Genomic DNA, 13,980 nt, shown 5'->3' on the forward strand with positions numbered 1-13,980 from the left:
ATACTGTTACTGTTCAAGTTCAGAAGGAAAACAGTATAAGGGCAACTGCTTCTCTGTCTTCGCCAATCGAAGAGTTTTCTTTATACTGTTCTTAATTTTATTTGAGAGAGCTTTAAGGAAAACAGTATAAGGGCAACTACTTCTCTGTCATCGCCATCCTGGTTCGCCAATCGAAGAGTTTTCTTTACACTGTTCTTGATTTTATTTGAAAGAGCTTTTAAGGAAAACAGTATAAGGGCAACTACTTCTCTGTCATCGCCATCCTGGTTCGCCAATCGAAGAGTTTTCTTTATACTGTTCTTGATTTTATTTGAGAGAGCTTTTAAGGAAAACAGTATAAGGGCAACTACTTCTCTGTCTTCGCCAATCGAAGAGTTTTCTTTACACTGTTCTTGATTTTATTTGAAAGAGCTTTTAAGGAAAACAGTATAAGGGCAACTACTTCTCTGTCATCGCCATCCTGGCTCGCCAGTCGAAGAGTTTTCTTTACACTGTTCTTGATTTTATTTGAGAGAGCTTTTAAGGAAAACAGTATAAGGGCAACTACTTCTCTGTCTTCGCCAATCGAAGAGTTTTCTTTATACTGTTCTTGTTTTAAAGGGAAAAGATTTTAAGGAAAACAGTATAAGGGCAACTACTTCTCTGTCGTCGCCAGTCGAAGAGTTTTCTTTATACTGTTACTGTTCAAGTTCAGAAGGAAAACAGTATAAGGGCAACTGCTTCTCTGTCTTCGCCAATCGAAGAGTTTTCTTTATACTGTTCTTAATTTTATTTGAGAGAGCTTTAAGGAAAACAGTATAAGTGCAACTACTTCTCTGTCATCGCCATCCTGGTTCGCCAATCGAAGAGTTTTCTTTATACTGTTCTTGATTTTATTTGAGAGAGCTTTAAGGAAAACAGTATAAGTGCAACTACTTCTCTGTCGTCGCCAGTCGAAGAGTTTTCTTTACCTTTTTTTACATAAATTCTTTTGTTTTTTCAAACACTAGAGTGGAATTTAAAGGAGAGTTAAAACAATGGGTATTTTAGAGAGATGGTTGGGTGAAGCGGGCGGGAAGAAGGACTTGCACCTCCTTTTGTTTATTGGCGGGCTGTACAGCCTAAGTATTGCTTTATCCAATACATTCGTTAATGTGTACTTGTGGAAACAATCCGGTCAAATTGTTGATATTGCCGTATATAATCTAACCGTGGTGCTTTTTCAACCGCTTACTTTTGTCTTTGCCGGCAGGCTCGCGAAAAAGGTTGACCGAATCATTGTTTTGCGACTGGGTGTTATCTTTTTGGCCCTGTTTTATTTATCGGTCTTATTGGTCGGCACACGGGCAACGGATTTCCTTTGGTTGCTTGGTGGGCTGTTAGGAATCGGTTATGGGTTTTATTGGCTTGCCTATAATGTCTTGACTTTTGAAATAACTGAACCGGAAACCAGGGATTTCTTCAATGGATTTTTAGGGATTTTATCATCCATTGGGGGAATGGTCGGCCCGATTCTTTCAGGGTTCATCATTTCGAGGCTTGAGAAATTCACGGGATATTCCATTGTATTCGGGCTGTCTTTGCTATTGTTTTCCATTGCGGTTTTTCTTAGCTTTTCGTTAAAAAGACGTCCGGCTCATGGCAGGTACTGCTTCTTTAGGATATTGCAGGAACGGAAAAATAATCGGAATTGGCTCTTGATCACTCGTGCTCACTTTTTTCAAGGGATACGAGAGGGCACATTCATGTTCATCATTTCGATTACCGTTTTCATTCAGACGGATAGTGAACTTGCCTTAGGGAGCTATGGTCTGTTAAATTCGGCCATATCATTCGTTGCGTATTTTTTTGCTTCACGATATATAAAACAGCCGATGCGCAAAAAGGCGATACTTATTGGAGGAATCCTGTTGTATGCAGGGGTCTTATTGATTGCATTTGATATCACATTCGGGAAGCTTCTCATTTATGGGGCAATTGTCGCTACCGCATATCCAATTCTTTTGGTCCCATATATATCTCTGACTTATGATATTATAGGCCGGGCTTGGAAAGCAGCGGAAATGAGGATTGAATATATCGTTGTCCGGGAATTGTTCGTTCATATTGGAAGGATTGTATCCATATCAGGGTTCATACTTTCCGTCATGTTATTCGACCTAAAGCAATTACTGCCGGTTTATCTGTTAATCGTCGGGGCAGGGCATACCGTGATATATTGGTTTGTACGGAAAATCGATATCATTGACCAAGATTGAAAAGAGGCCTTAGAGGCCTCTTTTCAATATACATGACTTACGGTTGTAGGATTTATGAGCCGTAAGTCACTTTTTATGTAAAGTTCGTTAGATGTTTAATATTTCTAGAACACTAAGGTAGAAAAAAAGACAAATGTTCTATAGAATAGTATAGGATCTATTATGACTATGTAAAAAGGATGTGTGGCTTAGTGTGAATAAAAAGAAAAAGAAAAAGACGCATGTGCCTTTCAGATTGAATATTCTTTTCTTTTTAGTGTTTGTTTTGTTTTCCGCTTTAATTTTACGCTTGGGTGTTGTACAGATTGTTTATGGTGATGATTACCGGCGTGAGATTGAAAGAACAGAGGAAGTGACCGTGAATAATTCGGTGCCCCGTGGGAAAATGTATGACCGGAATTTAAAATTGATGGTCGATAACCAACCACTGGATGCAATTACATATACACGAAAGCAAGGTACGAAACAAACAGAAATGGTGGAAACGGCTGAGAAACTCGCGAAGTTGATCGAAAAGGAACCAAACAAAGTGACTGAGCGCGATAAAAAGGATTTTTGGATTTTGAAGAATCCAAAGCTGGCCGAGAAAAAGATTACCGATAAAGAACGGAAAAAAGTGGAAGAGGGCGAGATGGAAGAAAGTGATTTGTATAAGCTTCAGCTTGATCGGATTACTGATGAAGAAACAAAGCTTTCGGAAAATGATCTGGAAGTCCTTGCCATCTACAGGGAATTTGCAAGCGGATATGCCCTTACCCCGCAAATTGTGAAAAACAAGAAAGTAACAAAAGAAGAATTCGCCAAGGTGAGTGAAAACCTTGATTCGCTCCCAGGGGTCGATATATCTACAGATTGGGATCGTTTTTATACATATAATAAAACACTTAAATCTGTATTGGGTAAAGTCTCCTCATCTGAAGAAGGGTTGCCTAGTGAAAGCCTGAACTACTACCTCGCACGTGATTACAGCCGGAATGACCGTGTAGGAAAGAGCTATATTGAGGCGCAATATGAAGATATCCTCCAAGGGCAGAAAGCGAAAGTAAGGAATGTGACCGATAAATCAGGAAATGTCGTCGATTCCGAAGTGGTTACCGAAGGTTCGCGAGGAAAAGATCTTATATTGACAGTTGATATGGATTTACAGCTTGCAACAGAGGAAATCATTGAAAAGCAATTGATTGCCAAGAAAAAAATGGGTAACACCAAATTCTTGGACAGGGCCTTTGTCGTCATGATGGATCCCGATACAGGGGAAGTATTAACGATGGCTGGCAAGAAATATGAGAAGGATCCAAAAACAGGGAAATCCTCGATTGAGGACTTCGCATTAGGCAATATCACGACTTCCTATACAATGGGTTCTGCGGTCAAAGGTGCTACCGTTTTAACCGGTTATCAGCAAGGTGCGATCCAGCCGGGTACGTACTTTTATGATACAAAGCTCAAGATCAAGGGAACAAAACCCAAAGGTTCATATAGTAACTTCGGGAACATTAATGATTTGACCGCATTGAAAGTATCTTCGAACGTCTATATGTTCAGGACGGCCATTAATATTGCAGGTGCGCATTATGTGCCGAATGAGCCATTGAATATTAGTTCTAGCGCCTTTTCGACCATGCGGAATTCATTTGCCCAGTTTGGCTTGGGAGTCCGTACAGGGATTGATCTCCCGAATGAAATGAGCGGGTTCAAAGGTTCCGAAACATCTCCAGGTAAGCTGCTTGACCTTGCTATCGGACAGTATGATACGTACACACCAATGCAGCTCGCGCAATATGTTTCAGCCATCGCAAATGGCGGTAACCGCATGAAGCCGCATATGGTTAAGGAAATCCGTGATCCTGTTGATAATAATGAGCAATTGGGACCTGTTGCCGAAGACGTTTCACCGACTGTCCTTAATCGTCTTGATATGAAGGAAGAGTGGATTGAACGTGTTCAGAGCGGTTTCGATAAAGTTGCAATGGAACAAGGCGGAACGGCTTATAAGTATTTTGGGAATAAACCGTATACAGTGGCAGCTAAAACCGGGACGGCGGAAGCATTCTATGACGGCCCGAACCGGTTGGATTATAGCGAGCCCCAAGAAACGATGAACATCACGCTTGTGGGTTATGCCCCAGCTAAAAATCCTGAGGTCGCTTTTGCGGTCGTTGTGCCGTGGGCATACCAAGGACATTCAGGCCATAGCATGAGTAAAGAGATAGGTGAAGAAATCATGGATACTTATTTCGAACTGAAAAAAGAACGGGCTAAGAAGGAAAATACCGAAACCTCGACTGATTTGAAGGTGGAGAATGGTAAAGACGTTCAAAAGGACCAGGCTGAAGTTAGAAAAAGCCAGGAAAATGAATAATAAAAGGTTAAAAACACGTTTTTGGGTAAAACCGGAAACGTGTTTTTTTTGTCATAAAATTGCTCAGTGATGCTATCAGTATGCCTCGAGCTTTGCACTTTCCCCTTATGAAAGAGATTTATAATCACTTCAGTTGGAGTAATTTCCCGCACATGTAAATACCCCTTGGGCACAAAATAAGAGAGTGATTAAAAGACTTTGACTACCTTTACAATATAAACACAAATATTTACTGAACATTTACAATTGCTTTAAACGGAATTTACAGTCTAAACGTATGATGTGAGAGTAGGACAAAATATTCATATAAAATTCTTAGGGGGATTTACAAATGAGACGTTTCAAATTTATGGCTATGACCGCAGTAATGGGTGGAGTAATCGCAGTGGCAGCTGGATGTGGATCTAATGATACTTCAAACAGCGGTAAAGGAAATGAAGCGGCTTCAGATCAACTCAAGGGCGAAGTGATTATGGATGGTTCATCGACTGTGTTTCCAATCATGGAGGCAGTTGCTGAAGAATATATGGCCGAACAACCTGATGTTAAAGTATCTGTAGGATCATCGGGAACAGGTGGCGGATTTAAAAAATTCATCGCTGGTGAAACTGATCTAAGTAATGCGTCCCGACCAGTCAAAGACGAAGAAAGTGCGTTACTTGATGAAAAGGGAGTTAAGTATACAGAAATGAAACTTGCGTTTGATGGAATTTCTATCGTTGTCAATAAAGATAATGAGTTCATCGATAAAATGACAGTTGACGAACTAAAAAAGCTTTGGGTTGACAATGGCTCAGTGAAGAAATGGTCTGATATACGTCCGGAATGGCCGAAGGAAGAAATTAAATTTTACTCTCCGGGAACTGATTCTGGCACATACGATTATTTCAACGAAGTTATTTTAGAGGAAAAACCAATGGTCGAAAATGCGACTCTTTCTGAAGATGATAACGTTCTTGTACAAGGGGTCGAAGGTGACAAAAATGCGATTGGTTTCTTCGGATTTGCTTACTATGCAGAAAATAAGGATAAATTAAAAGTTGTATCCATTGATAATGGTAAGGGTGCTGTTGAGCCTACCCATGAAACGATTAAAAGCGGAGAGTATGCACCACTGTCTCGTCCTCTGTACACATATGTATCCAATAAAAGTGTAGCTGAAAAGGAACAAGTGGCTGATTATACTCAATTCGTCATTGAAAATGCTGGAGAGCTTTCTGAAGAAGTAGGCTACGTCAGCTTACCTGAAGAAGAGTACAAGAAGGATCTTGAAAAATTGAATGAACTAAAAAAATAATCTATTTAACAGGCTGCCCAATCTCTTCTTATAAATAGAGGGATTGGGTAGCCCCTTAATATTGCGTGTCTGAATGGAGGATACATGTTGGAACCGAAACAAACAGATACCTATTCTGTACAGCGATTGATTCTAGAAAAAAAAAGCAAAAAAAGATGGAATATAGAGAAAATCATTCCTAAGCTGTTGTTCCTTACAGCAGTGATTTCTGTATTTATAACCATTGGGATAGTCCTTACGTTGATTTTTGAAACTTTTATATTTTTTGAGAAAGTGTCCATCGTGGAGTTTTTAACAGGACATAAATGGTTACCCTTTGCATCCACGCCTTCCTTTGGGGTTATGCCACTTGTTGTTGGAACATTAAAGGTAACGGTAATAGCGGCGATAGTTGCAGTTCCGATAGGTCTTGCAACCGCCATTTTCTTGAGTGAATATGCATCTGAGAAAACACGGAGAATCATTAAGCCGATTTTAGAAGTTTTAGCTGGAATCCCTACTATCGTTTACGGCTTCTTTGCCTTAACCTTTGTAACGCCAGTATTGCGGGATATATTCCCTTCCCTTGACATGTTCAATGCTTTAAGTCCTGGGATTGTGGTAGGAATCATGATCATGCCGATGATTGCCTCTTTATCGGAAGATGCACTTGTCTCAGTACCGAAATCGATTCGTGAAGGTGCGTATGCTCTTGGTGCTACAAAGCTGGAAACGACGATTAAAGTGGTATTACCAGCGGCTATGTCCGGTATCGTTGCTTCAATTGTCCTGGCTTTATCCAGAGCTATTGGAGAGACCATGATCGTAAGTGTCGCAGGTGGATCGACTCCAAGTATGAGTATGGACGTCACAAATTCTATTCAAACGATGACTGCCTATATCGTACAGGTGAGTACTGGAGACGCAGGGTATGGGACAACGATTTACTACAGCATATATGCGGTTGGAATGACACTGTTCGTCTTTACGCTTATTATGAATTTATTGGCGCAGTTCATCTCCCGCAAGTTCAGGGAGGAATATTAAAACATGAAACTGATAAACAAAAATCATGTTGTAAAAAAAATGCCCACTCGGCTGGCGGTTAACTCGATATGTAAAGGCTTATTCTTCTTAGCAACTTTATTTGGCCTTCTGGTATTGGCCATCTTATTTTATCGGATATTGACTCAAGGAATTGGTCATTTAAATTTTGATTTCTTCCAGAATTTCGCTTCTAGGAGACCGGAAGAGGCTGGTGTAAAGGCAGCTCTTATCGGTTCGATATGGTTAATGGCCGTCGTTACCCCGGTTTCCCTTCTTCTCGGTGTGGGAACGGCGATTTATTTAGAGGAATATGCACGAAAGAATTGGATCACATCTTTTATAAAGTTGAATATATCAAACCTGGCAGGTGTTCCGTCAATTGTATTTGGATTGCTCGGTTTGACGGTTTTCGTTAGGGCTCTAGCCTTGGATCGCTCCGTGTTGGCAGCAGGTTTGACGATGAGTCTACTCGTCTTGCCAGTCATCATTGTTGCAGCTCAGGAAGCCATACGTTCTGTACCGCGTGATTTAAGGGAAGCTTCTTATGGAATGGGTGCAACGAAATGGCAGACGATTTTGAAAGTGGTTCTTCCAGCTGCGATACCTGGTATTTTGACAGGTGGAATACTCGCTTTATCCCGGGCGATTGGGGAAACGGCACCATTAGTGGTGGTTGGTATCCCGTTGTTCATCGCCTTTTTACCGCAATCGGTCATGGATACATTTACGGTGCTACCGATGCAAATCTATAACTGGACATCCCGGCCACAGGAAGAATTTCAGCAGGTTGCGGCTGCAGGTATCATCGTTTTACTTGCTCTGTTAATTTTAATGAATTCGATAGCTGTCATAATCCGTAACAAATTCCAGAAAAGATACTGATTGGAGGAAGGAAAGAATGAATATGACATTAACGGGACCCAAAAAGGCTCCAACAGTTGGAATAGAAAATGCAAATGCAGATTCCGTTTTCTTAAAAGAAACGGTGTATGAAACGTCAGATCTCAATTTATGGTATGGAGAAAACCATGCTTTAAAAAATATTAACCTGGATATGTATCAAAATGAAGTGACTGCCATTATCGGGCCTTCAGGATGTGGGAAATCCACATACATCAAAACATTGAACCGAATGATTGAGCTAGTTCCGGATGTGAAAACGACAGGCCAGATTAAATATAGGAACAAAAATATCCTTGATCAGTCCTATAAGGTGGAAGATTTAAGGACACAGGTTGGGATGGTTTTCCAAAAGCCTAATCCCTTCCCTAAATCTATTTATGAAAATGTTGTATACGGACCAAAAATACACGGTATCAAAAATAAAAAGATTCTTGATCAAATAGTGGAAAAGAGTTTAAAAGGAGCAGCCATTTGGGATGAGGTAAAAGACCGTCTGCATGAAAATGCATATGGACTTTCAGGTGGACAGCAACAGCGCCTTTGTATTGCCAGATGTTTGGCAATCGAACCAGATGTCATTTTAATGGATGAACCGACTTCTGCCCTTGATCCGATATCCACCTTGAAAATAGAAGAACTGGTTCAAGAACTGAAAAAGGATTTCAGCATCATCATCGTTACCCATAATATGCAGCAGGCTGCGCGTATCTCTGATAGAACTGCCTTCTTCTTAAATGGGGAAGTCATCGAATATTCTGATACAAACACCATCTTCTCTAATCCGAATGATAAAAGAACAGAAGATTATATTACCGGACGTTTTGGCTAATGAAAAGGAGATGCGACAATGGTTGTTCGTGAAAATTTTGAGCTTCAATTAAAAGAATTGCAAGAGAAAATAGTGAGGTTGGCTAATTTAGCTTCAGTTGCGATATCAAAATCATTTACCGCACTGGAAAACAAGAATGTTGAAGAGGCTCTTGAAGTTATTGATGATGATACAATAGCTGATTTACTAGAAGAGGAAATTAATGACTTTGCAATTTTGCTGATTGCTAAGCAGCAGCCGGTTGCGATTGATTTAAGGCGTATCATTGCTGCCATAAAAATAGCTTCAGATATTGAAAGGATGGCGGACTTTGGCGTGAATATCGCTAAATCAGCCATCCGAATCGGTGACCAGCCATTTATTCTGCCTTTAACACCATTAAAGCAGATGCATGATATTACATTAAAGATGATTGAACTTTCGATAGATGCATTCGAGAAGGAAGATGTTGTTCTTTCAAGGGAAATCATTGAAATGGATGATGAGGTCGATCGCTTTTATGGAGAGATGATTCGAAGTCTCCTTCGACTTTCAGATGAAAAAAACCTTCAGCAGATCACACAACTTTCTTTAATTGCCCGTTATTTAGAAAGAACGGCTGACCATACAACGAATATCGCAGAGAATATTTACTTCCTTGTAAGAGGGAGATATATCAGCAGGAATGAATGAACCTATCCTAATTGAAAAAAGAGAGGCTTTTTCTCGGACATGGTCCATTTAAAAGTCTCTCTTATTCATTAATGGGTCAAAGTATTGGCCAATTGTCTATATGTCATATTATTCGTAACAACAAATTCGCCGATTTGTATTTTTTTCGAGAAATCCCGGTCATTCATGTAAGCTTCAAATTCAGCAGCATCATTGATGATTTTTTCCTTGGAAAGGCTATCGGCAATTTCGGTTGCGGTCATATTCGTTTTCACTTTAATTGTATAGGTGACGATGGAGGGATTTTTTTTTGAAGCCTCTTTCTCCATTGAATCCATATCCGGATCCTTTGGTTGGAAGGTCTCTTTAGCCTCCTCCGCAGTAGGGGTGGTGTCTTCGAATGATCCGGTGCCATAATAAAAGGCAGCAAAGATTGTTGTTGTAAAAATGATGCCGGCGGAAAGACCTTGCAGTCTTGCTTTATTCATGTTCATTCACCCCGCAATCTTTGCTGCTCGATCACTGAAATGGTTTGTTCCTTCGTTAACGAGGATTGTCTAGCGATCTGGTCTAAAGTGAGACCTTGACTATATAAAGATAGAACCTGGCTTTTTAGAATCTCATGTATGGGTTCGATATCATTGGAAGTGACAGTTGATTGATCCTTTACAGAGGGAACAGGGTCGTCCTGGATAACGAATTCCTCTTCAAGAATCTTCACCTTCTTCTTTAATTGGTAGATATCCTGCATATACGTTAGTGTCATCTGTTCTAAATCTTCTTCTAATTTGGCAACTTTATCTTTACCGAAGGCTCTTTTCGTAAAGATTGTTGTTTTTAAACGAAACTATTTWAGGTTGATTGGAGCGGAAGTGCGAGACTCCTGCGGGAGCAGCGGGAGAGGTGAGACCCCACAGGCGTTTACGCCGAGGAGGCTCACCGCCCGCCCCGCGGAAAGCGAGCATCTTGAGGGGAAATCAACCACAACCCACTACCTGGTAAATAGCAACAAAGTATGTGAAAACAGCCTTACCGAAAAAGGAAATGATGAGAAGGACGATAAGTGTTTCCATGTTTTCACCTCAGAAGATAATTTTCGACAATATACTTATAGTTTAAACATATTCGAAAAAAATTGGGGATTTTCATATTTTTATATTTTCGGAAGTAGGCAGTAAACTTCATTTATTGTCTGTTTTTTTTCAAATATTGTCGAAAAGCGATGTGACCGTCGTTGATGGAAAAAAATTAGGCATGAAAATGGGAAAAAAACCTTTGAAAGATAACGTACATAAAATTCGACAAAATGTGTTTATTGTCCATCAGCCAATTCAGTGCTAACATAAAGATAGAATAAATAGAAAAAACGAAATATTTTGAATTATTAAAAATTAATGATCCTATAAGAAAACGGTGTGCAGAATTTAAAGTGGATAGTTTCACTGTCAGCGCCTAATGATAAGTTATATAAAGATAAAAGAAGGGGAAGGGATGATTATATGAATTCGCTATTCGCGTATATGCCACAGGATAACCAGGAATTATTTCGTAAGGGATTAAAGGCTGGATTATGGATGGATGAGAGTTTTGATTGGTATCCTGAGGAGGATATGATGAGTCATCCTAATGGAGAGATCCGGACACTTTCACAGACGTATACCCAAGGGCAGGTGACCTTTTCGAAGTTCACGATCAGGAATACCTCATTCGAGACCAAGCGCCCAAAAGTGTTTTTCCACTATGAAAACGCTTTCGAAAGGCAGGCGGTGGCTTTTTACAGTCCGAATGAACGGGCGATTTTACATGTAGCCCCTCAATCGATTGCCTTATTGGGTGGATTGGTGAAAGGGAAAAGCATCTCTCAATATTGCATCCAAGGTAAGGGAAGCCTTTATCAAGAAGGATGCTTCAAATCATTGAAAGAAGGTCTCCTGGCTTATTCACCGCTCGCCAAAGGGGAAGTTACCAGTGTGTTTACGCTAGAAACGGAAATCTTACCGAAAGAATGTGTGGAAGCTGTGGCTTGGGTCATTCATGCTGATACGAAAGAAGAAGCGAAAGTTATAAATAATCAACTCCTCCTGACGATGCAAAACGTAAACAATTAAGAATACGAAAAAGTAATGTTGGATTTCCCGAAAAACATACTAGCAATTCGCATTGAATAATGATATTATAGAAAAGTCCTATGTGAAAATGTCAATATGTTTGGAGGGAAATACACAATGCGCGTAAATATTACATTAGCTTGCACTGAATGTGGAGACCGTAACTATATTTCTAAAAAAAATAAACGTAACAATCCAGACCGTCTTGAGCTTAAAAAATACTGCTCAAGAGAAAAACGCAGCACGACTCACCGTGAAACAAAGTAAGCAACAGGATTTTTCCTGTTGTTTTTTTTATGCATTTTTTTAAGTCCCTCTTTTCCCTCTTTTCTCTCTTTCCTTTAGTGAATATATTCACCAGAATGCACGAATGATTCGGCGATTTCCGACACCGTATTTTCGTAAATGGACAAATATTATGAGATAATGATAGAAGTAGAATAAAGGAGTCGGAAGAGATGAGAGAAAACAAGAATAAGCTCCGTCAAGAAGTTAGGTCCCGTTTAATGCAGCTGACTAAAGAGGAACATGAAGAACTATCCACCAGAATCGCTGAAAACTTATTTGCTTTGGAAGAATGGAAAAATGCTGATACCATTGGCATCACCATCTCCATTCCGCCTGAAGTCCCAACGGTACGGATCATCGAACAAGCATGGAGCGAAGGAAAAGTAGTGGCTGTACCAAAATGTGATCCCGAAAAAAAGACAATGGAATTCAAAAAAATTTCGTCCTTCAATCAGCTCGAGTCTGTTTATTACGGATTGCTGGAACCAGTGGCTGAAACAGCTAAGGCCAGCAAAGAGGAATTGGACGCATTGATCGTACCCGGCCTTGCTTTTACCAAGGAAGGGTATCGCCTAGGCTTTGGAGGGGGTTATTATGACCGTTTCCTATCTAATTACCGAGGAGATACATTGGCCCTTACATACGAGCTCCAATTAATGGATGAACTCCCGATAGAGGTACATGATCTAGCGGTGGGCAAACTCATTACCCCATCCAAGGTTATACGCACGTACGCCCATTAAGAAGAAGTTCATTAATTATCACTTTTAGCTCATAAAAATCCTATCCTGTATCACACTATTGATAGGAGGGATTGTTATGCTTCGATTAATTATTCAGATCTTCTTGGTTGGTTTAGCTGTTTATGCAGGTTACAAGAACCGGTACCGCTTGATTAATGTTGTGCTGTCAAACGGCATACTGAGAAGATTTCTAGTGACTAAATCCTTGGATATGCCAATGTTCAGGGATAAAATGATGCAAAGCATGTTCACTCAGACCAAATGAGGATGCCGGCATCTTGAAAAGGGAACCTGACCGAGGGTTCCTTTTTTTATTTTTAGGAGCGGGAAAACAGTCTCCTTTTTTACTTTTTACATGATTTCGTCTATAGTTTTAATTAAAGAAAAGGAATTTTAGAAGCTTAAGTTTCATTGGAAAGTGGGGAAGGCATTGGGATTTAAAGAGGATTATTTTTTTTGGGAAACCATAAGGGAGTTGTCTGCCCATTACGATTATCGAATGATCACAGTCACGGAAAACCATCAGGAGATTTGGCTTGAGAGCGATAAGAATAAGGAGTTTCCAGTCATAAGACTCATCCGCCATGATTTGGATTGGGCTAATTGGCTGAAACGCGATATCGAGCGAACATTGCAGAATGGGGAAAGAATCAGAAGGAAATTATATAAAAAGCCCATAAACATATTAAGTATCTATGTTAGTAAATTCGCCCCGGTCGATGATCATGACTTTAGTTCACGGGTGGCCTCCTTTAAAAAGACGGATGTCAACACGTTCCTTCTAACTTGTGAGAACTTTCATGATTCGTTGCAAAACCTTGAACATGTTTTGAAAAAACCACTTTCAATTCAAGTTCTTGAGGAAAATGAAATAGATGAGGAAAAGGTTCTTGAAGTAAAGAAGAACGCCATCTCGGAGTCAGTCAAAAAGGCTAAGGCCGAGCAGAAGGTATTTCAAAATGCCAATAAGCCATTCTTTACATATATATTCATGGCGGTACAAATAGCAGTGTTCATCTTGATGGAGTTTAATGGGGGCAGCACCAATTCCAAGACTTTGATTGAGTTTGGCGCTAAATTTTCCCCTTATATCATCCAAGGGGAATGGTGGCGGTTCTTTACACCGATGATCGTCCATATTGGGTTCATTCATTTACTGATGAATACATTTTCGCTGTATTTGATTGGTGCTGAAGTTGAAAGGATTTACGGTAATGCCAGGTTCCTTTTCATCTATATATTCGCTGGTTTCGCTGGAACTCTAGGCAGCTTCATCATGACCCCGAATCTTTCCGCAGGAGCGAGCGGAGCCATTTTTGGCTGTTTTGGGGCACTTTTGTACTTTGGCATCGTCTATCCGAAATTATTCATGCGCTCGATGGGCTCATCGGTGATCGTGTTGATCATCATTAACTTAATATATGGTTTCAGCGTTTCGGGAATTGACAATGCAGGGCATATCGGAGGTTTGATCGGTGGGTTCTTGGCTGCTGGAGTGGTACATCTGCCAAAATCCAAGAATATCCTTCGGCAGCT

The 13,980-nt window shown here is 40.2% G+C and carries 14 protein-coding genes; 12 read left to right on the top strand and 2 right to left on the bottom strand.

Annotation, left to right across the window (positions count from 1 at the left end; translation table 11 throughout):
* Window positions 1-1,016: 1,016 nt before the first annotated feature.
* From AC1DVB_RS20895 to phoU, 7 genes are all read left to right on the top strand, one after another.
* Complete coding sequence (locus AC1DVB_RS20895) at window positions 1,017-2,237, top strand: MFS transporter (RefSeq protein WP_063575671.1); 1,221 nt, start codon at window positions 1,017-1,019, stop codon at window positions 2,235-2,237.
* A gap of 193 nt (window positions 2,238-2,430) precedes the next feature.
* Entirely contained in the window at window positions 2,431-4,599 is a 2,169-nt protein-coding gene (locus AC1DVB_RS20900) for a peptidoglycan D,D-transpeptidase FtsI family protein (protein WP_239858486.1), read from the top strand.
* Between the two features lie 331 nt (window positions 4,600-4,930).
* Entirely contained in the window at window positions 4,931-5,896 is a 966-nt protein-coding gene (locus AC1DVB_RS20905) for a PstS family phosphate ABC transporter substrate-binding protein (RefSeq protein ID WP_239858485.1), read from the top strand.
* Between the two features lie 87 nt (window positions 5,897-5,983).
* Complete coding sequence (pstC, locus tag AC1DVB_RS20910) at window positions 5,984-6,922, top strand: phosphate ABC transporter permease subunit PstC (RefSeq protein WP_377332255.1); 939 nt, start codon at window positions 5,984-5,986, stop codon at window positions 6,920-6,922.
* Between the two features lie 3 nt (window positions 6,923-6,925).
* Entirely contained in the window at window positions 6,926-7,804 is an 879-nt protein-coding gene (gene pstA / locus AC1DVB_RS20915) for a phosphate ABC transporter permease PstA (RefSeq protein ID WP_056528691.1), read from the top strand.
* A 16-nt stretch (window positions 7,805-7,820) separates the two neighbouring features.
* Window positions 7,821-8,654, top strand: coding sequence for a phosphate ABC transporter ATP-binding protein PstB (gene pstB / locus AC1DVB_RS20920; RefSeq protein ID WP_239858484.1), 834 nt, complete (start codon window positions 7,821-7,823; stop codon window positions 8,652-8,654).
* An 18-nt stretch (window positions 8,655-8,672) separates the two neighbouring features.
* Window positions 8,673-9,326: a phosphate signaling complex protein PhoU gene (gene phoU, locus AC1DVB_RS20925; protein ID WP_377332252.1), complete on the top strand. Its 654-nt coding sequence runs from the start codon at window positions 8,673-8,675 to the stop codon at window positions 9,324-9,326.
* A 68-nt stretch (window positions 9,327-9,394) separates the two neighbouring features.
* On the opposite strand, the gene AC1DVB_RS20930 is transcribed toward phoU, so the two are convergent.
* Window positions 9,395-9,793, bottom strand: a complete 399-nt coding sequence (locus AC1DVB_RS20930) for a hypothetical protein (RefSeq protein WP_377332250.1) — start codon at window positions 9,791-9,793, stop codon at window positions 9,395-9,397.
* 2 nt (window positions 9,794-9,795) lie between these two features.
* Complete coding sequence (locus tag AC1DVB_RS20935) at window positions 9,796-10,071, bottom strand: hypothetical protein (protein WP_239858482.1); 276 nt, start codon at window positions 10,069-10,071, stop codon at window positions 9,796-9,798.
* A gap of 733 nt (window positions 10,072-10,804) precedes the next feature.
* Here AC1DVB_RS20935 and AC1DVB_RS20940 point away from each other — a divergent pair.
* From AC1DVB_RS20940 to AC1DVB_RS20960, 5 genes are all read left to right on the top strand, one after another.
* Window positions 10,805-11,413, top strand: a complete 609-nt coding sequence (locus AC1DVB_RS20940; RefSeq protein ID WP_095678565.1) for a hypothetical protein — start codon at window positions 10,805-10,807, stop codon at window positions 11,411-11,413.
* A gap of 117 nt (window positions 11,414-11,530) precedes the next feature.
* Window positions 11,531-11,680 (top strand): 50S ribosomal protein L33, encoded by a 150-nt coding sequence (rpmG, locus tag AC1DVB_RS20945; protein ID WP_028391797.1) that lies wholly within the window; start codon window positions 11,531-11,533, stop codon window positions 11,678-11,680.
* A gap of 191 nt (window positions 11,681-11,871) precedes the next feature.
* Window positions 11,872-12,444 (top strand): 5-formyltetrahydrofolate cyclo-ligase, encoded by a 573-nt coding sequence (locus AC1DVB_RS20950; protein ID WP_063575675.1) that lies wholly within the window; start codon window positions 11,872-11,874, stop codon window positions 12,442-12,444.
* Window positions 12,445-12,520: 76 nt separating this feature from the next.
* Window positions 12,521-12,709, top strand: a complete 189-nt coding sequence (locus AC1DVB_RS20955; protein WP_098187192.1) for a hypothetical protein — start codon at window positions 12,521-12,523, stop codon at window positions 12,707-12,709.
* A 165-nt stretch (window positions 12,710-12,874) separates the two neighbouring features.
* Window positions 12,875-13,980: rhomboid family intramembrane serine protease (locus AC1DVB_RS20960; RefSeq protein ID WP_477590764.1), on the top strand; the 1,106-nt coding region annotated here is incomplete at its 3' end.

This window comes from Peribacillus sp. P4_D6 (genome assembly GCF_056401795.1).